Raw genomic sequence first — 19526 nt, 5'->3', positions numbered from 1 at the left:
AATTACCATTGCCGGGGAAACTTCCCGATTCAAAAGCTTCAAATTCTTTACGCCACTTATATAAAAGAGTAACCTTGATACCTAGTTCTCTTGCTAGTTCTGACAGGTTCTTTCTGTCCTTACTTAAATCTACAGCTTGTCGTTTAAAAGCTGGATCATATTTCTTTCGCTCTTGTGTCATAAGTTAAATGTAAGACTTTATGCTTAACTTGTACTGTCCGCTAAATTAGCACATCCAATAGCGACCTACATATAAAGAGTTTTAGTTATTTTAGATAATAATAAAGTATGTGTGTTCTTTGATGTCTAAATAAAAAACAAACGCGCACATTATAAACCACAAATCAACGTAAAATAATAACAATGGAATTCTTCAAAAAGATAAAACAAATCACCCATTTAATGAAACAAATAGATTTCAACGAATTAGGTGAGATTTCAAAAAAAATAGATTTGCCTAAAATTATGAAATCTGTGGGAGAGTTGGACGACAACCAACTTAAAGGCTTGATGAAAATGCTTACTGAAAAAGTCAAGAAAGGACAACATAATCTACCACCTATCGATGGCGATTTCTACGATTTCGATTTAAAATTGACACAAGATCAGCGTGCCATTCAATTAAAAGTTCGCAACTTTATGGAAACAGAAGTACAACCTATTGCCAATTATTATTGGAACAAAGCCGAATTTCCGATGGAAATTATTCCAAAACTAGCGGCGTTAAATATTTGTGGTGTGACTTATGAAGGTTACGGCTGTCCTAACTTTCCTTTTATGATGGAGGGCATTATAGCCGAAGAATTAGCACGTGTAGACGTGTCAATATCTACATTCTTTGGCGTACATAGCGGACTCGCTATGGGTTCCATTTACCTTTGCGGAAGCGAGGAACAAAAACAAGAATGGCTACCGAAAATGCAAAAAATGGAAGCTATTGGAGCTTTTGGTTTAACCGAGCCAAACGTAGGCAGTGGCGTTGCTGGAGGAATGGAAACGACTTGTAAAAAAGTGGGTGATGAATGGATATTAAACGGACAAAAAAAATGGATTGGCAATGCTACCTTTGCAGATGTTATTATTATTTGGGCACGAGATATAGATGATAACCAAGCTAAAGGATTTCTATTACGCAAAGGTAATCCTGGTTATACAGCAGAAAAAATTGAAAACAAAATGGCTTTACGGACAGTACAAAATGCACTCCTTACCATAACCGATTGTAAGATACCAGAAAGCGACCGTTTACAAAAAGCAAATTCTTTTAAAGACACCGCAAAAGTACTGCGAATGACGCGCGCTGGTGTTGCTTGGCAAGCCTTGGGTTGTGCAAGAGGCGCTTACGAGAGTGCGTTGAAATATACTAAAAAGCGTGAACAGTTTGGGAAACCCATTGCAAAGTTCCAGCTTATTCAAAATCATTTAGTAGAAATGTTAGCTAATCTTACAGCGATGAAAGCAATGGTGTATCGTCTTTCCGAATTACAGGATCAGGGTTTACTTACAGATGAACATGCCTCTCTTGCTAAAGTATTTTGCTCTATGCGTACTAGAGATGTTGTAAGTCGTGCCCGAGAAGTTATGGGCGGTAATGGTATTCTTTTAGAATATGATGTCGCGCGTTTTGTAGCAGATGCCGAAGCCATTTATTCTTACGAGGGCACAAAAGAAATAAACACATTAATTGTTGGCAGAGCCATTACTGGTTACAGTGCGTTTGTATAAAACAGAGCAATAAAGCATACGTAGTAAAATGTTATTATATTAAAAACACTTGCTAATGCAATAAATTAAAGGGAATAGACTTAAAATGATTAGAATTCAGAATACGCACGAGTCCAATTAATTAGTCGTCCTCGAAATAAATTAAACTTAAAAGGTCGAGATTAAAGTCTTGACTTTTTTTTACTAATACTCTTCTTGCTAACAATTGAACTTATTACTTAACCTCAATAGTAAATAGGGCTGAATACCAATGCCGAAAAGGAACTATTCAACCCTTTGGAATACATCTTTACACTATAATTAGTAAAACATTTAATTTTGTTACTCCTTTCTAGCGCTCATCATTGTCGTTAGCCCATTGGCTATATTGATTAAACTGAGAATCGTTCAAGATTTCTTTTAAAATTGCACCTTCTTCTTTTATCCGTTCATTTGCAGATAATTTATCATAGGGATGATCTAAGTCTATGGACCACCAATTTTCCAAAGCAGTTTCATACATTTCAATTTGAGTGTCATCCATACGAAATCTAGAATATAATGCTTTCTGTCTGTCGGGATCGTTTAAATTCCAATTCTCATTGATGCTATCCGAATCTTCTGTGACATTAAAAGTTTCGTTATCTTCAAAATTACCGTTTTTCTTATAATTGGTAGTTTTGGTTAAATCTTCGTTTAATGGATTGACTCGACCCTCAACATTTTGCTCCGTTGTATTATTCTTACAAGAGAATACCACTCCTAAAATCGCAATTAATACTACTTTAAATACATTTTTCATCATATTTCCCAATTAAATTACACCTAAATATAAATAATGTTTGGAAATAAGATTTGCTCATTTGAAGTTATAATTGATCCGAAAAGAAATTAGCTAAGTCACTCCAACTAATAAAATTCAAGTACCTCTGGTTTTGCTAAAGAGAAATAATTCAATAAAAATTATGCAACTTTTGAAGAAGAGTATACTAAAAAAAATCCCGAAATATTTTCGGGATTTTTTTTAGTATTAAGAATATTTAGGAAAGGAAACTACGCTTTAAAGTGAGCAATTAAAGCCTCTAAATTTAGTTGGCTTTGTTCACCGCTTTCCATATTTTTTATAGTAAACATATTGTTATTAAGCTCTTCTTCACCCACTAAAACAACAAATGGAATACTGCGTTTATTCGCATAGTTCATTTGTTTTTTCATTTTAGCAGCATCTGGATATAGCTCTGCATTAATATGGTTTTCGCGAAGCGCTTGTACGGCTTTTAAACAGGCTAATGCTTCATTGTCACCAAAGTTTATAAATAAAACTTCGGTTGTTTTTGTAATTGTTGAAGGAAATAAGTTCAATTCTTCAAGTACTAAATAAATACGGTCTAAACCAAAACTAATACCAACACCACTTACATTTTTAAGTCCGAAAATGCCCGTTAAATCATCGTAACGGCCGCCGCCGCCAATCGATCCCATACTCACTTTTTTGGGGGCAGAAACTTCAAAAATAGCACCTGTATAGTAATTTAAACCGCGCGCTAAAGTAACATCCAATTGCAAGGTTGCTGTTTTTAAGCCTAACGCTGTAATTGTTTTATTTATAGTACTTAATTCCTTAATACCTTTAGTACCTTCTTCAGAAGTACTTAAAATGTCTTTTAAACTTTCAATTTGAGACTCAAAAGAACCAGAGATTGTAAATAATGGTTGTAATTTATCAATTCCGTCTTGAGAAATACCCTTTCCTAGCATTTCTTCTTTTACTTTCTCCTCTCCTATTTTATCTAATTTATCTAACGCGACAGTAAAATCGATAAGTTTATCGCTAGCACCAATAACTTCAGCGATTCCAGATAGTATTTTTCGGTTGTTAATTTTAATAGTAACCCCCTCTAATTGTAAAGCTGAAAACACATTGTCGTACAACTGAATAAATTCGACTTCTTGAAATAAAGAATCACTTCCTACCACATCGGCATCACATTGATAAAATTCTCTAAAACGTCCTTTTTGCGGACGATCGGCTCTCCAAACCGGTTGCATTTGGTAACGCTTAAACGGGAATTCAATCTCGTTTTGATGTTGTACTACGTAACGCGCAAAGGGTACCGTTAAATCGTAACGCAAGGCTTTTTCAGAGATTTTAGCAGTCGTCGCATTCGAGTTTTTCTCTTGATATAAGGCATCATCGACTTTAGATAAATAATCTCCAGAATTCAATATTTTAAAAATCAATCGGTCGCCTTCTTCTCCATATTTCCCCATTAGCGTATCGGAATTCTCAAAACTAGGTGTTTCGATTGGCTGAAAACCGAAGCGCTCAAACTGTGTTTTTATCGTACTAAAGATGTAATTTCTTTTGGCCACTTGCTCCGGATTAAAATCTCTTGTGCCTTTTGGTATACTTGGTTTCTGTGCCATATCAAGCTCCTAAAATAGGGTAGTATTTTTAATTAATTATAAGTTGAAAATTGAAAGTAACACCGCTTCTTCATTTTTAAAATGATGTACTTTACACGTTCCTGTATTACAAAAATAATCGTTTTTGTTAGAATTATTTTAGTCGTCACCATCTTTTAAACATAAATAAGAGTCTTAATTAAGATGCGCTTTTTTAATTGATAATTTTAGACATATAAAGGTACAAATCGCCTTTTGTAATATTAGCACCTTGCTCTATTAATGTAAACTTATCTACATTTTTATCGTCAGTATACTCTTTGTGTGCTTGAACAAATTCAATATTTTCATCCATTAAATTCTCTCGTAACCAGTTAAAACCCTCTTGTGTCGTGACATCGATATCGTTTTTAACTTTGATCCCAATAAGATGCATTCGGTCTTCATTTAAAGCAAATAAATGAATGCTTTGTGGCGAGATATGCTCTAAATATTGCGCCTGACCAAGAACGCCTTCCCAAACTAAATCGCTAAAAACGTCTAGTTCTAGCTCGGCTAATTCTGGTTTATTGCTTTTTAAAGCTTCCCATTCGGTAGCAGTAATTGTTTGCGATGCCAGAAAATTAATAAATTCTTTGTGTAATTCTTCAAATTGTTCTTTTGTAAGTCTTGCGTATTTCATCTAAAAAATAATTACGTTTTGTTTTGCGTTTTACCGTTGTTCTTGTCATATATTATTTGCTAAGTTGCAATGCTCTCGCGGCCGCAAAAGGTCTATCGGTTGCAAAAACATCGATACCTTTTTGGTGCCATAGGGCATACAGACTATCCCCTTTGGTTTCCGCTTGTTTATCTAAGTTACCTAATGTTCCTAAAATTGTTTTAATTCCTTTATTGTGGATGGACGCATACAGTTGTTCCAGAGACAAGCGTGTTCCCGTAAACGCGAACATATTTTCGGGTGGAATTGACGACTGTAATAACCTGTTAAATTCTTTGGTATTTCTTGCCGATACTGACAATAATAAATCTGGCGCTAGTTTGTAAGCGGTATGTGCTTGTTCCATAGTGTAGGTGATAATTACACATACATCTTCTGCTTTTTCAGTTCTAATAGCGCTTATAACATCTTTAGTGGCTACACTCTTTTTAATGTCTACCGTTAACACCACAGCATTCGCTTTTGCCCATTTTAAAACGTCACTAAATAGAGGGATTTTAAAATTCGTTACGGTACCATAATCATCTTTTAGATTAAAATCTAGTAATTGATTATAGGTATAATTAGTAAGGTTTCCTGTTCCTGTAGAAGTACGATCTAAACTGTTATCGTGTAAAAGCACGAGTACACCGTCTTTTGTTTTAGCTACATCAATTTCGTAAATAGCAGAGATACTATCGTTAATATAGATTAAGGTCTCTAAACTGTTTTCTGGATAGTTTTTTAAGCCTTTACCACCTCTATGTACACTTATTATAGGCGCAGCGTTTTCTTTGTATTTAAAGGCGTCTATTAAAGCCGAAGGTTTTAACACTTCTGTGTTATTTTTGGCTTGATTTGTTGCAGGCTTCGATTCGTTTTTACACGAAAGCATACCAAATACTAATAAAATTAAATATAAATGCTTCATTACTTTCCTTTTTTTTAAGTGACTAAGTCCAGAAAAATTGGTATAAAAAATGCGCTTCTAAATTATAGAAGCGCATTTAAAAAAATCAGATTATAAAATCTGTTATTGTTTTGTATTAAGCTTGCGCTCCTACAACTTCAAATTCTAAGTCAACAGTAACATCTCTGTGTAAACGAATAATAGCATTGTATTTACCAGTACGTTTTACAGCTCCACCAATAACATTGATGAATTTTTTATCTATTGATTGTCCTTCTTTCGCTATTGCTTCAGCAACATTGATGTTGTTTACAGAACCAAATAATTTGTCTCCTGATCCAACTTTAGAAGTTATTTTAATCTCAAGAGCTTTAAGTGCCTCTGCAACTTTGTTAGCTTCTTCAACTATTTTCTTTTCTTTATAGGCACGTTGCTTTATGTTTTCAGCTAATACTTTCTTTGCAGAAGCTGTAGCTAAAGTAGCGTGACCTGTAGGAATTAAAAAGTTTCTACCATAACCGTTCTTTACCGTTACAACATCGTCTTTAAATCCTAAATTTTCAACGTCTTGTTTTAATATAAGTTCCATAGTTACGGGTATTTTATTTTAATAAATCTGTTACGTAAGGTAATAACGCTAAATGACGCGCTCTTTTTACTGCTACAGATACCTTTCTTTGGTATTTTAAAGAAGTTCCTGTTAAACGTCTAGGTAAAATTTTACCTTGCTCGTTTATAAAACCTAATAACCAATCCGCATCTTTAAAATCCACGTATTTAATACCAGATTTCTTGAAACGACAGTATTTCTTAACCTTGTTAGTTTCTATATTTAAAGGAGTTAGATATCTAATTTCTCCTTCTTTTTTTCCTTTTGCTTGTTGTTCTATAGATGCCATAATTATGCTTTTTGTTTTAATTTAGCTCTTCTTCTCTCAGCCCACGAAATAGCGTGCTTGTCTAAAGTAACTGTTAAGTAACGCATAAAACGCTCATCACGTCTAAACTCAATTTCTAAAGGCTTAATTGCTTCACCATCTACTTCGTACTCAAATAAGTGATAAAATCCGCTTTTTTTGTTTTGAATTGGGTAAGCTAACTTTTTCAAGCCCCAATCTTCTTTTGATACCATCTTAGCTCCTTTAGAAACGAGAAAATCTTCGTATTTCTGTACTGTTTCCTTTATCTGCACTTCAGATAAAACGGGATTTAAGATGAAAACAGTTTCATAATGATTCATAAAAATCTATTTTATTGTTAAATTGGGTGCAAAAATACTTATTATTATTATATATCACAACATTATTTCGAATAAAAAACGACTCGTTTAAAAGCGTTAACATTGTGTTAAAAAAACACTTAAACGATGTTTCTTGGTTTTTAACCGAATTTTTTGTACTATTGTCGATAACTAAACCTAAATATTATTTCGCTATGACTTTAAATTGTGTAGTAGTTGATGATTCAGCAATCCAAAGATTGTCGATTGTTAAGCTAATAGAAAACCACAAGGCGCTAAATCTGATTTCTGAATATAGTAGTGCGTTAGAAACTAAAAACGGACTAAATCATCATAAAGTTGATCTTATATTTTTAGATATCGAAATGCCTGTGTTAAACGGTTTCGAATTATTAGATGTTTTAAATAACAAACCGCAAATTATTTTTGTTACTGGAAAAACTGAATATGCGTTTAAAGCCTTTAATTACGACGCTACCGATTTTTTACAAAAACCAATTACCAGAGACCGTTTTAACCAAGCGGTAGATAAGGCTATTGAACAGCACAAACTAAAGCTTGATTATACAGAGGCCGAAGGTGAGCATATTTTTGTAAAAAGTAACCTAAAAAAACGTAAAGTCTATGTTAAGGATATTAAATGGATTGAAGCTCTTGGTGATTACGTAAAACTAGTTACCGACGATACTTCTCTTGTTGTATTATCTACAATGAAAGCTTTTGAACAAGAATTACCTGAAGGTAGGTTTTTAAGAATACACAAATCTTACATCGTAAATCTAGATAAAGTAGATCGTTTTAATAGTAAAAATGTTGAAGTGGGGTCTTTCGAAATTCCTTTAAGCAGAAACAAAAAAACACTGCTTGTAGATGCTTTAAACAATATTTAAGCTGAAGCATTACAGTAATAAAATATAGATTAATCCTGCTCTTCTTGGGTAGGATTTTTTTTTATATCTCAACTATTAGTGTTTCATTTTACAAAAAGAGAACCCTATTAAGATTCTTTTTAAAAATTACGTTTAGACCTATAAATGCTCACAGCTCTAAATAAAAAAGAGAATTCTATATAAAGAATAGATTTAAAAGCTATTCTTATTTTAGTAATTATCGACATTTATAATTACACGAACGGGTCTAAAATTTTTAACCGCATTAAAACTCGTATTGATTTTATGTATGGCTTCTTTAGTTTTATTTAGCGATTGCTTTTGCGGTATTTTAATTAATATGTTTTTATTATACTGGTTACGAACTCGCGACACCGGCGGAAACTCTGGTCCTAAAACATTGGCTTTAAAGACTTGTCGTAACGATTTAGCAAACCAATCGCCTGCCATATTTACACGATCGTAATCCCGATGGCGTATCGTAATTTTAATCAACCTATAAAATGGCGGATATTTAAAATTATAACGTTCTTGAAGTTGCTCTTTAAACATTCCCTTATAATCATTAGTCGATACTTGCTGAACAATTTTATGGTAAGGGTCATACGTCTGTATTAGTACTTTTCCACGTTTTTTAGTACGCCCTGCCCTACCCGACACTTGCAACATTAACTGAAAACTGCGTTCGTGTGCTCTAAAATCCGGGAAATTAATCATATTATCGGCATTCATAATGCCTACTAATTTCACATTCCTAAAATCTAGACCTTTGGTTAACATTTGCGTCCCCACCAAAATATCTATTTCCTGTTGCTCTAAGGCTGTAATTATTTTTTCGTAACCATATTTACCACGCGTAGTATCGAGATCCATTCTTCCAATATTTCGTTTTGGAAAAAGGACTTTAAGTTCTGCTTCAATTTGTTCAGTACCGAAACCTTTCGAATTTAAATCTTTTACACCACAAGCCAAACATTTTACTTGCATCGCCATTGTATACCCGCAATAGTGACATCGCAATTGATTGCGGTATTGATGGTAGGTTAAACTTACATCGCAATTGGTACATTGTGGCGAATGACCACAGGTATTACATTCTACAATTGGCGAAAATCCCCGTCTGTTTTGAAATAAAATAACTTGATGGCCTTCTTCTAAAGTAATTTGTATTTCTTCAATCATTCTATCGCTAAAATGACCTTTCATTCGTTTCTTTTTATGCTTTTCTTTAATATCTACCAGTTCAATTTCTGGCATTTGCACATTATTGTAGCGTCTGTTAATTTCTACAAGACCATACTTATTTTCCTTCGCATTATAATAACTTTCCAAACTTGGCGTAGCACTTCCTAAAAGTGTTTTTGCCTGATGAATATGTGCTAAAACGATGGCCGTATCGCGCGCGTGGTATCGCGGAGCGGGATCAAATTGCTTAAACGACTGCTCGTGTTCTTCATCGATAATAATTAAACCTAAATCATTAAAAGGAAGGAAAATAGACGAACGGGCACCCAAAACAATTCTAGCTTTTGGCGAATCGTGTAACACGTTATTCCACACTTCTACACGTTCGTGGGGAGAGTATTTACTATGAAACACGGCCACTTGCTCACCAAAATAACCTTGAAGTCGCGTTACTAATTGTGTTGTTAACGCTATTTCTGGTAACAAATATAGTACTTGCTTATTCTCACTTAATACTGTTTCTATGAGTTTAACGTACACTTCCGTTTTCCCTGAAGACGTTACCCCGTGAAGCAATACTGTTTTTTGTGTTTTAAAAGATTCTATAATCTCATTTAAAGCCTGTTCTTGATGTTCGTTTAAGGATTTTGAAGCTTCATTCTCATCACCATCATATTCCACACGATCGGTTTGAATATGGTATTCCTCAAGGATGTCTTTATCGATTAACGTTTTAATAATAGCGGAAGAACTTCCGCTAGCCTCCACCAAATCGGTAACTTTAATCGGTTTTTTGGTTTTGGCAGTTAATGTAAATAAAGAGAGTACTACTTCGCGTTGTTTTGGTGCGCGACTTAACACATTTAGCAATTTGGTTAACTCAGCTTCCGAGGAATAGTTACCATTTAGTTTAACGTATCTAACGTATTTTGGCTTGTATTTCTCATAAACTTCTTCTTCAACGGTAATTGCTTCTTTTTCAATTAAACGCTTAATAATGGGAAGCACATTTTTCTTATTTAAAATGCTAGAAACTTCCTTAATTTTTAATGCTGATTGCTGGCATAATGCTTCATAAACCAGAAACTCATCATCCTTTAAATCGACATCATTAATAGTCGTTGCCGTGTTTAAACTTACAATGGTTTCACTTTCTAGAATAAAAGCATTTGGCAATGCAGCGCGCATAGCCTCGCCAATGGTACACATATAATAGCTAGAAATCCATTGCCATAATTCGATTTGCTTATCGTTAACAATAGGCGCTTCGTCTAGAATTTGATGAATTTCTTTAGCGTCGTATAACACCGGAGCTGTGGTATGAATATGTCCAACAATTCCGGTATAAATTTTAGATTTCCCAAAGGGAACAGACACACGCATCCCGATTTTTAAAAATGTAGATTCCGCTTGCGTTATGCTATACGTAAATAGATTTTCGATGGGAATTGGTAATATAATATCTACGAAGTGCAAATTCAATACATTATTTTATAAAGGATTATAAGAGTAATAAATGCCGATAAATTAGCGGTTTATTTTACACGCTCCCAATATTGAGTTGAATATAAAAAGGCAATATAACCACGAACTTGAAGCACGTCTTTATTATCGGTTAAACCTAAGCGGCAGGTATATTTTTTGCCTTTTGTTGGATCGAAAATGGTTCCTTCTTTATAATATTGACCACTCTTTTCCATATTTTTTATAATCTCCAAGCCTAAAATTGGCTGGCCTTTTTCGTCACCTTCGCATGTATCGCAAATAGCGTCTCTTTTGTCTTTATTTAAAATTTCGACAACCTTACCAAAGACGTAATCATTCTTTTTATAAATTTCTACAATACTTTTGGCTTCTCCAGTTTCGTCATCAATAGTCTTCCATTTTCCGAAGATATCTTGAGAGAAACTTGAAAGGGAAGTGAGTAAAGCGATAATAAGGATAAATTTATTCATTTTTTTGGTGTGTTTTTCTCAATCTAATTAAAGACATATTAAGTTCAAATCCTAATAAAAGAATATTTGCATTTAACCACAAATAAAATAACAAAATTAGTAACGCGCCGATGGAACCGTACAGTTTATTGTAGTTTGAAAATTGCTCGATATAAACACCAAACAAATACGAAGTTAACATAGTTAAAAGCGTTGTAAATAAAGCACCTGCAGAAAAGAACTTAGAATTTTTTCCTTCTTTAGTCCCAAAATAATATAAGGTCGCAGTAGCAATATACGTCATTAAAACAAAAAAACCGTATTGCGCAAATTTTGCCCAAAACCCTGTTTCCCGGCGCGTTTCGTACCCATAACTATCAAACACTTCCATTAAATTGTCGACAATATAAATTTGAAAATACCCCAAAACGGCTACGGTAACTATCGATAAAAACGCGAGTATTAACGCAACACCTAATGCATACAAATATTGTTTAACAAAAGACCGTATTAATTGCTCGTGGTATGAATTTTCGAAAGCTTCAAAAAGGGCACTAACGCCATTTGTCATTAAAATAATAGCAACTAAAAACACGGTAGAGATTAATCCGCTTTTTGTATTGTTTCCTTTTAAATTTTCAAAAATGTTATCGTGAAAAAACTCTGTTGTTGTTGGTGGTAAAACCGATTCTAGAAAAGCCAAAAAGTCATTTTCAAAACCAGCTATAGGAACATATGGAATTACAATAATAATAAATAGTAAAAACGGAAATAGCGCCATAAAAAAGCTGTAGGCTATAGCACTTGCGCGTGCCGTTAAAGCTCCTTTAGCGATACCGATAACGTAAAGCTCGAGTAAATCGTAAAGCGACAGGCCTTCTAAACCAGGCAATTTAAATCTATCTAATAACTTTACTAAGTTACTAACTATAGGTATTTTACTCAGTTTTTCTTCTATTTCTTGCGACATTAATCGTAGCGCTTAAGGTTTAATTAATCGACTGCTTTTAAACTTAAATCCATATTGTAAACCGAATGCGTTAGTGCACCAGAAGAAATATAATCGACACCACATAATGCGTAATCGCGAATCGTATCTTCGTTAATTCCTCCAGAACTTTCTGTTAAACACGTATCTCCAATTAGTTGTACTGCTCTTCGGGTATCGTCGTAATTAAAGTTGTCTATTAAAATTCTGTAGACACCTTCGGTTAGTAAAATTTCTTCAATTTCAGCAAGATTTCTAGCCTCAACAATAATTTTTAAATCGCGATTAGTCTCTTTAAGGTAGTGCTTTGTTTTTTCGATGGCTTTAGTAATTCCGCCAGCAAAATCGATATGGTTATCCTTTAGCATAATCATATCATACAACGCAAAACGGTGGTTTTCTCCACCTCCAATCGTTACCGCCCACTTTTCTAAAGCTCTAATTCCAGGAGTCGTTTTACGTGTGTCTAAAATTTTTGTACCTGTACCTTCTAGTAAATCTACAAACTGTTTCGTTTTAGTTGCAATGGCACTCATGCGCTGCATCGCATTAAGCACTAACCGCTCTGCCTTTAAAATAGACTGCGATTTACCTTCAACATAAAACACAATATCTCCGTATTTAACAGGCGCGCCATCTTGGAGCAAGGTGTCTATTTTTAAATCTGGATCAATGCTCTTAAACACTTGTTTTGCAAAACTAATTCCAGCAATAATGCCGTCATCTTTTACCAATAGTTTTGCTTTACCAGTTGCAGAATCTGGAATACAAGCCAACGAACTGTGGTCGCCGTCGCCAACATCTTCACGAATAGCATTGGCTATAATCAACTCTATTTCTTTATCAAATTGTGCTTTACTAATCATTGATTTAATCTTTAACGCTAAAGTAATAAATTGATTCTCGTTTTTTGAATTTTAATTGTAGTTTAGCGACAAATCAATCAAAATTATAGTAAAAGTTGATTTTACATTTCCGGTTTTCCGCATTTACGGTCTAATTTACACTACTTGTGCTCATAATACTCACATATAATGAAGTCTTTAGATAAAGGTTAAATAGAAATTAACACCCTTATTTAGACTAAAGACGATTCGGAATGACTATAATATATTTACCTTAAAAATTGTTTTTAAATGACCATAAAACTTATCGCTATCGGTAAAACCGACAGCAAGCAATTACAATCTTTAATCGACGATTATTGCAAGCGTTTAGGCTTTTATATCAAGTTTAATTTAGAGATTATACCAGATATAAAAAACGTTAAAAATTTAAGTGAAGCCCAACAGAAACAAAAAGAGGGCGAACTTATTTTAGCAAAAATTAGCAGTACCGACGCTCTTATAGTATTGGATGAAAATGGAAAGCAAATGGATTCGGTAGGTTTTTCTAATTATTTACAAAAACATATGAATTCTGGTATCAAGCAAGTTGTTTTTGTAATTGGTGGCCCTTACGGATTTTCAGAAGACGTTTACAGCCTGGCCAAAGGAAAAATCGCGTTATCGAAAATGACCTTTTCCCACCAAATGGTACGTTTATTTATAATTGAACAATTATATAGAGGGTTTACAATTTTACGAAACGAACCGTATCATCACCGTTAAATTTCAGCAAAACCAGAAAGCATTATTCTCTAGTTTCTGTAACTATTCATCACCTCACAAACAGAACTGAGTTCGCTTAAAAAATCAGTATTATTTTATTTTTGAAACACTAATTAATGACTTATGAAAATAGTATTCGCTACCAATAATAAAAACAAAATAAAGGAAGTTCAAGCCTTAATTCCAGAGTCTATAAAACTCCTTAGTTTAGAAGATATTGGGTGTTTGGAAGAGGTGCCAGAAACCCAATCTACAATTAATGGCAATGCTTTACAAAAAGCACAATACATTAAAGCGCATTATGATTACGATTGTTTTGCCGACGATACAGGTTTAGAGGTGTCTATATTAAACGGAGAACCCGGTGTTTATTCTGCACGTTACGCAGGCTCACAGCGCAATGCCGATGATAATATGGACAAACTTCTTCTTAATTTAAAAGATAAAGAGAATAGAAACGCTCAATTTAAAACCGTTATTGCACTTCAATTAAACGGTGAAGTCAAAACTTTTACTGGCGTTTGCGAAGGCTCAATTACAGAAACGAAGCGCGGAGATAAAGGTTTTGGTTACGATCCTATTTTTATGCCTAAGGGCTACAGCTCTACATTTGCTGAAATAGATCTCGAAGTCAAAAATAAAATCGGCCATCGTGGTAAAGCTGTTAACGAGCTCATTAACTATTTGAGTACTTTAAAATAATCTTTAACAAATACTTGCACCTCTTTTAAATATTTGAAAATATCTTTGTAAAAAACAACACCAATGTTTCAATTACTTAAAAATAAGAGCAAACTCAATTCACTAAAACGTAAATACACGCAACGTATTGAAGACTCTAAATCACTATCGGATAAAGATAAAATTGAAAAACAAAAGTTGCTTCAAGAAGCACAGATGCTTTTAACTCAGATTGATGTGTTAAGTAAGTGCTAATGCTATATTTCTTCTTTTAAAACTCCAATTACGTAATCTATTTCTTCTTTAGTATTGAATTTACTGAATGAAAAACGAATGGATGGTTTTTGTAAGTCGGTGTCACTTAAAATCTCATTTAGAACGTGAGATCCCAAACTACTTCCGCTTTGGCACGCACTCCCTTTAGAACACGCAATCCCTTTTAGATCCAACTTAAACAGTAAAATCTGTCCTTTTTCTGGAGATACTGGCAAACAAACACTCAACACGGTATAGGTGCTTTTCTGCAAGTCAGCAGAGTCTCCATTAAACAGAATACCTGGGAAATTTGCCTTTAGCTGCGCTATAAAATAGCGTTTTAAGCCTTCAATATGTGGGCGTTCTTCATCAAGGTTTGCATACGCCAATTTTAAGGCTTCTTCCAATCCTAAAATATTATGAATAGATTCTGTACCGGCCCGAACGCCGCGCTCTTGTTCTCCCCCAAAAATTAAGGCTTTTAAATTCGATTTTTTTCTTACAAAGGCAAAACCAACCCCTTTTGGTCCGTGAAATTTATGCGCACTTACAGCTAAAAAGTCAATAGGAATTTCTTGTAAATCTAAGCGGTAATGTCCTACCGATTGCACGGTATCGCTATGGAAAAGTGCTTCGTAGGTTTTACATAATTCAGCAACAGCTTTAAGGTCTAAAATAGTGCCTATTTCGTTATTAATATGCATTAAACTTACGAGTGTTTTATTGGGTACTTTCAATAATTGCTCAAGATGGTTTAAATCTATATTTCCTTTAACGTCTAAATTAACATACTCTACAATAATAGGATATTCACGTTTTAATTGGTCTAAGGTATGTAAAACGGCGTGATGCTCAATTTTAGAAGTAATAATTGTTTTTACCCCCAAATCTCTAACCGCACTTCTTAAGACTAAATTATCGGCTTCAGTACCTCCAGAAGTAAATATTATTTCCGAAGCAGACACATTAAACTGTTTCGCAATCGTTTTTCTAGTGTTTTCAATTATAGATTTTGCCGAACGCCCAAAACTATGCGTCGACGACGGATTGCCATAATTCTCTCGCATAACACTAGCCATTTTTGCAATAACCTCTTCTCGCATCACTGTCGTGGCGGCACTATCAAAATATACTTGTTTCATTTTTTGTGAGTTTTCAAAGTGTGAAATATCTCTTACAATGTCTTAAAAAAACGACTAAGAATGCATCATTTTCAACACTCAAAAATAAGTCAAATAAAATTAAATGCAATAAGAAGCGTTATAATTTGACAAATCTATTATTTTTGTTCTTTAACACACTTTATATGCGCACCCTACTTTCTGCTTTAGCACTAAGCTTTTTATTTTATTCTTGCGATGATGGCGAGATTATAACAACCGAATTAACCTTTGGTAACACATTTGAAGCGTGTGGTGATCTTGTTTTTTATAAAATTAAAACCGATCCAGACGAGTCGCTTTCTTTATTAGTAAAAAATCCAGATCTTGCTTTAACCGATTTTTATGTTACCGTTCCAAGAACCGACAACCCTTATTTAGTAGAATTGGTAGACACGCAAGTGGTGGTCTCCATCTCTGAAAACAACGCCTTAAACTACCGCTCTTACGCCACTATACCTGAAAATTTATTTTGTAATGATATTCCTCCGGCAAATATTCAAGTCACCCAAGACTTAACCTCTGGTGGAAAAGCTACTTTTACTATTGTTTTAATTGAAGATGATAACGATGGTATTCCTGCAAAATTTGAAGATATTAATGGCAATGGGAATTTAGAAGATGATGATACCGATGGTGATGGCATCCCTAATTATTTAGATGTAGACGACGATGGTGACAATGTTTTAACTGCAAATGAGGGTCCTAATTTTTCTATAGCTGATGGTTTAAGCTTAGCTTTAGATACCGATGGCGATGGCACTCCAGATTATTTAGATGGTGACGATGATGGTGATGGTGTATTAACTCGCGACGAAGAAAACGCAACACAAGACCAAAACCCAACCAACGATATTTCTAACAACACGGTGGGCCCTGATTATTTAAACCCTTTAGTCTCAACGTCTGTCTCTGCCACAGCGTATAGATTACATAGTATAAAGCAACAATTTGTTGTTACATTAAATTTAGAAAACTTAACGTTTGAAGTTGTTACGCAACAATTTCTTGATTTTGGTACGCTCAACGATGCATCAACCAGTAAAACAAGAACATTAACTCCTGACTTTTAGGTTTAATCGTTAGGATCTATGTTCTGAAAAATATAGACTTCGGTAGCTCCTAGTCCGTATTTTTTGTAGTCGGCAGCATAAAATTTCACATTATTATAGCGACCAAAAAGGTATTCTAACTCTAATTTTAGAGTGCCTTCTCCCACACCATGAATAAAGACCACTTTTTGAATTTTTTTCTTGATGGCAAAATCTAGTTTATGGCGCGCCGTATCGAGCTGTAAGTTCTTTTTATCGTAACTGCTCATTCCGCGTTCCGATTTTACCAATTGATGAATATGTAAATCCACTTCCATTGTGGGTTGGTAACGCTCTTTAGCTTTTACTTTAGGTACTTGCTTTCTTTTTGCTGTAGATTTTTCTGAAAGCACTCGCTCGATACTTTGATTAGAAAAAACATCTTCTTTTAATTCAGAATTACCTTGTTTTACGATCTCTGACGCTTCAAATTCAAGTTCAAAACCATCAACATCTTCAATAGTGATCGCATTGCCTTTAATTTTTATAATTATTCCTGAAAGATCTTCGTCTAAGACAAAAATTTTATCTCCTTTTTTAAATTTCATTCTTATCTTCCTTATAATTAACAGTATCCTCCTTATCTGTTTTACTCTCAATCGTACTCGAAATTCTATAAATACCAACTATAAGAATAATAATTCCTACCACTAAAAGAATTAAGTTTTGTTGCTCTTCAGCATCTGCATAAATAGCTATTGCACTACCTACCAAGATTAATAAATAACTAATTGTATTCTTTTTCATATATTAATTTATTAGCGCTAATATATTGTTTTCTATTTTCAATATTTGTAAGTTACTTTAATAAAAGCGGACTTATAATAAAAAATAAGAAGTTAAAGTTTGTGTTTTTCTGTATATTAGCACATTACGCCCTAAATAATTAATACCGACTACCTATGAAGTTTTTAACGACATTATGTGTTTTACTGTTTTTTACGAGTATAAGTTACGCGCAACTATCCGTTAGAGAAGATGCCTATATTTATGTTAGCGATAGAGTTGTTTTTGTTCAAGATAAAATAACTTTAGGAGTCAATTCTGATGAAACGTCTCCTGCTATTTATTTGCGAGATGAAGCACAATTAATTCAAGGTACAGAAAATATAAACAACTCAGGAAGAGGTCGTTTAAGCGTCGAACAAGAAGGTACAGTGCATAATTATGCGTTTAACTATTGGGCTTCTCCAGTAGGAAATGTGGACGCTGTAGATGATTTAAATAGAACGTTTAGAGCAGACGATGTTATTTTTGAATCTGGTGATATTATTAACCCTAATGACGCCATTTTTATAAATGGTTATGATGGGTACTCTTCTCCTTTACGAATCGCTTCTTACTGGCTATATGCTTTTAATCCTGGGGTCGCTTACTCTGAGTGGGACCACCTTTTAAGCACTGGAGAAATTGACGCAGGTTACGGTTTTACAATGAAAGGATCTGATGGAAGCACCGGAGTATCTTATGATTTTAGAGGGAAACCAAATTCTGGGACGATAGCAACCGACATTCTAGCAGAACAGAATACTTTAGTAGGCAACCCCTACCCTTCGGCTTTAGATGCTCTCAAATTTATTCATGACCCAGATAATGTCGCTGTTTTAAATGGTACTCTGTATTTTTGGGAACAAGACCAAACGGTGATGTCTCATAATACCACAAGCTATGTTGGTGGTTATGCGCAATATACTATTAACAGTAATGGTACAGTTATGAATTTTACTCCCGCAGTTTTTAAAACCTATAATGCTGATGGCTCTGTAAATGATGATGGCCCTGCAAACACATCTTCTAAAGAAGTTAAAGAATTTATACCCATAGGACAAGGCTTTATGGTAGAAGGTAAATCTGGAATCCCTGCGCCTTCGGTAACTACGTTTAAAAATGAGCATAGAGTGTATTACAGAGAGTCTGGCGACGCTAGTGAGTTCTTTAAAACAAACCATACAATTACCCAATTAAATACTACTGTCGATAACGGTCCCGAAGCACAAAGTTATATAGTATACGATGCCAATGGTGTTCAAATATTACCCGCACACGTTAAGCGTTTCCGCTTAAATGTTGATTTTGATGATACGTACACTAGACAAATCTCTCAAACTTTTACAGCGGAAGCAACCCCGGGTTTCGATTACGGTTTAGAACTTAAAAATGCCTCAGATGAAACGGCAGAAGTGTATTTTAAAAATGACAATGACGCTTCTAAAATTTTAGGACAGGCCTTTAGTTTCGATGAAGATTTGAAGATTCCTTTATATTTTGAACTCTCTGAAGCGAAAAGTGTAAGAATTAGAATTTTTGATATTCAGAATTTTGCTGACGATCAGGATATTTATATTCACGATATTAATAACGAAATTTATTATAATTTAAGAGAGCAGAATTTTAATATCAATCTTTCTGCAGGATTATACTTATCTAATTATGAAATAACCTTTAAAGAAAGTGACGGTACATTATCGGTATCGTCGTTTGAAGACTCAAGTTACTCGGTATTGCAGAACAATAACACTGCTCAATTAGTGATAAACAACCCGGAAAACTTAGATATTAAATCGTTTAAATTAATTGATATTTCTGGAAAGCAATTAATACATACGAATACAATGAAAAACCAATCGCGATACGAATTTGACACAAACAACTTAAGCGATGGTGTTTATATTGCTATAACCACCTTAAAGACCAATGAAACCTTGAACAAGAAAATAGTGATTACAAACAAGTAATTATTTTTTAAGACCTCTAAAGCCGACACTTCTTTTT

General features: G+C 34.1%; 22 protein-coding genes. 7 read left to right on the top strand and 15 right to left on the bottom strand.

Going from position 1 to position 19526, the window contains the following annotated elements; genetic code table 11:
* Positions 1-181 (bottom strand): transposase (locus ES677_RS05940; RefSeq protein ID WP_148380728.1); only part of this gene is annotated, 181 nt, incomplete at its 3' end.
* 182 nt (positions 182-363) lie between these two features.
* On the opposite strand from ES677_RS05940, the gene ES677_RS05935 reads away from it, so the two are divergent.
* The gene (locus tag ES677_RS05935; protein WP_148380727.1) at positions 364-1725 is read left to right on the top strand and encodes an acyl-CoA dehydrogenase family protein; all 1362 of its coding nucleotides are present in this window, start codon (positions 364-366) and stop codon (positions 1723-1725) included.
* Between the two features lie 331 nt (positions 1726-2056).
* On the opposite strand, the gene ES677_RS05930 is transcribed toward ES677_RS05935, so the two are convergent.
* The 7 genes from ES677_RS05930 to rpsF all read right to left on the bottom strand — a co-directional run bounded on the left by ES677_RS05930 (position 2057) and on the right by rpsF (position 6960).
* The gene (locus tag ES677_RS05930; RefSeq protein ID WP_148380726.1) at positions 2057-2509 is read right to left on the bottom strand and encodes a hypothetical protein; all 453 of its coding nucleotides are present in this window, start codon (positions 2507-2509) and stop codon (positions 2057-2059) included.
* 248 nt (positions 2510-2757) lie between these two features.
* Positions 2758-4131: a histidine--tRNA ligase gene (gene hisS / locus ES677_RS05925; protein WP_148380725.1), complete on the bottom strand. Its 1374-nt coding sequence runs from the start codon at positions 4129-4131 to the stop codon at positions 2758-2760.
* A 193-nt stretch (positions 4132-4324) separates the two neighbouring features.
* Positions 4325-4792, bottom strand: a complete 468-nt coding sequence (locus ES677_RS05920; RefSeq protein WP_148370254.1) for a DUF6495 family protein — start codon at positions 4790-4792, stop codon at positions 4325-4327.
* A gap of 52 nt (positions 4793-4844) precedes the next feature.
* On the bottom strand, positions 4845-5741 hold the full coding sequence (locus ES677_RS05915; RefSeq protein ID WP_148380724.1) for a glycerophosphodiester phosphodiesterase family protein: 897 nt from the start codon (positions 5739-5741) through the stop codon (positions 4845-4847).
* A 115-nt stretch (positions 5742-5856) separates the two neighbouring features.
* Positions 5857-6309 carry a 50S ribosomal protein L9 gene (rplI, locus tag ES677_RS05910; RefSeq protein WP_148370252.1) on the bottom strand — a complete coding sequence of 151 codons (453 nt, stop codon included), beginning with the start codon at positions 6307-6309 and terminating at the stop codon, positions 5857-5859.
* Positions 6310-6322: 13 nt separating this feature from the next.
* On the bottom strand, positions 6323-6619 hold the full coding sequence (gene rpsR / locus ES677_RS05905) for a 30S ribosomal protein S18 (RefSeq protein WP_148370251.1): 297 nt from the start codon (positions 6617-6619) through the stop codon (positions 6323-6325).
* A 2-nt stretch (positions 6620-6621) separates the two neighbouring features.
* Positions 6622-6960 carry a 30S ribosomal protein S6 gene (rpsF, locus tag ES677_RS05900; RefSeq protein ID WP_148370250.1) on the bottom strand — a complete coding sequence of 113 codons (339 nt, stop codon included), beginning with the start codon at positions 6958-6960 and terminating at the stop codon, positions 6622-6624.
* Between the two features lie 194 nt (positions 6961-7154).
* Here rpsF and ES677_RS05895 point away from each other — a divergent pair, with 194 nt between their 5' ends.
* Complete coding sequence (locus tag ES677_RS05895) at positions 7155-7850, top strand: LytR/AlgR family response regulator transcription factor (protein ID WP_148370249.1); 696 nt, start codon at positions 7155-7157, stop codon at positions 7848-7850.
* A 210-nt stretch (positions 7851-8060) separates the two neighbouring features.
* Here ES677_RS05895 and priA read toward each other — a convergent pair whose 3' ends face one another.
* Genes priA through nadC form a run of 4 tightly spaced genes read right to left on the bottom strand, consistent with a single transcriptional unit; the run spans position 8061 to position 12823 of the window.
* A complete protein-coding gene (priA, locus tag ES677_RS05890) occupies positions 8061-10511 on the bottom strand; it encodes a replication restart helicase PriA (RefSeq protein ID WP_394349290.1) in 2451 nt (816 codons plus the stop codon).
* Between the two features lie 59 nt (positions 10512-10570).
* On the bottom strand, positions 10571-10990 hold the full coding sequence (locus tag ES677_RS05885) for a DUF2147 domain-containing protein (RefSeq protein WP_148370247.1): 420 nt from the start codon (positions 10988-10990) through the stop codon (positions 10571-10573).
* Positions 10983-11939: a YihY/virulence factor BrkB family protein gene (locus ES677_RS05880; RefSeq protein ID WP_148370246.1), complete on the bottom strand. Its 957-nt coding sequence runs from the start codon at positions 11937-11939 to the stop codon at positions 10983-10985. Before ES677_RS05880 ends, ES677_RS05885 begins: the two co-directional genes overlap by 8 nt.
* 23 nt (positions 11940-11962) lie before the next feature.
* Complete coding sequence (gene nadC / locus ES677_RS05875; RefSeq protein ID WP_148370245.1) at positions 11963-12823, bottom strand: carboxylating nicotinate-nucleotide diphosphorylase; 861 nt, start codon at positions 12821-12823, stop codon at positions 11963-11965.
* A gap of 270 nt (positions 12824-13093) precedes the next feature.
* Between nadC and rlmH the strand changes: the two genes are divergently transcribed.
* The 3 genes from rlmH to ES677_RS05860 all read left to right on the top strand — a co-directional run bounded on the left by rlmH (position 13094) and on the right by ES677_RS05860 (position 14503).
* Complete coding sequence (gene rlmH / locus ES677_RS05870) at positions 13094-13567, top strand: 23S rRNA (pseudouridine(1915)-N(3))-methyltransferase RlmH (RefSeq protein WP_148370244.1); 474 nt, start codon at positions 13094-13096, stop codon at positions 13565-13567.
* A gap of 123 nt (positions 13568-13690) precedes the next feature.
* Positions 13691-14269, top strand: coding sequence for a non-canonical purine NTP diphosphatase (locus ES677_RS05865; protein ID WP_148370243.1), 579 nt, complete (start codon positions 13691-13693; stop codon positions 14267-14269).
* A gap of 63 nt (positions 14270-14332) precedes the next feature.
* Positions 14333-14503: a Lacal_2735 family protein gene (locus ES677_RS05860; protein WP_148370242.1), complete on the top strand. Its 171-nt coding sequence runs from the start codon at positions 14333-14335 to the stop codon at positions 14501-14503.
* A gap of 2 nt (positions 14504-14505) precedes the next feature.
* Here the strand turns inward: ES677_RS05860 and ES677_RS05855 are convergent, their stop codons facing one another.
* Positions 14506-15645, bottom strand: coding sequence for a cysteine desulfurase family protein (locus ES677_RS05855; protein ID WP_148380722.1), 1140 nt, complete (start codon positions 15643-15645; stop codon positions 14506-14508).
* 164 nt (positions 15646-15809) lie between these two features.
* Between ES677_RS05855 and ES677_RS05850 the strand changes: the two genes are divergently transcribed.
* A complete protein-coding gene (locus ES677_RS05850; RefSeq protein WP_148380721.1) occupies positions 15810-16736 on the top strand; it encodes a hypothetical protein in 927 nt (308 codons plus the stop codon).
* Between the two features lie 2 nt (positions 16737-16738).
* Here ES677_RS05850 and ES677_RS05845 read toward each other — a convergent pair whose 3' ends face one another.
* Together ES677_RS05845 and ES677_RS05840 are read right to left on the bottom strand one after the other, a co-directional pair.
* On the bottom strand, positions 16739-17302 hold the full coding sequence (locus ES677_RS05845) for a DNA mismatch repair protein MutS (protein ID WP_148370239.1): 564 nt from the start codon (positions 17300-17302) through the stop codon (positions 16739-16741).
* Positions 17292-17501: a hypothetical protein gene (locus ES677_RS05840; protein WP_148370238.1), complete on the bottom strand. Its 210-nt coding sequence runs from the start codon at positions 17499-17501 to the stop codon at positions 17292-17294. The genes ES677_RS05845 and ES677_RS05840 overlap by 11 nt, the downstream gene beginning before the upstream one ends.
* A gap of 155 nt (positions 17502-17656) precedes the next feature.
* Here ES677_RS05840 and ES677_RS05835 point away from each other — a divergent pair, with 155 nt between their 5' ends.
* Entirely contained in the window at positions 17657-19489 is a 1833-nt protein-coding gene (locus tag ES677_RS05835; protein WP_148380720.1) for a T9SS type A sorting domain-containing protein, read from the top strand.
* Positions 19490-19526 lie beyond the last annotated feature (37 nt).

The organism is Bizionia gelidisalsuginis (assembly GCF_008086185.1).
Classification (GTDB): Bacteria; Bacteroidota; Bacteroidia; order Flavobacteriales; family Flavobacteriaceae; genus Bizionia; species Bizionia saleffrena.
The sequence above is the reverse complement of the archived record's forward strand: the minus strand, read 5'-3'. Positions and strand labels throughout refer to the sequence as shown.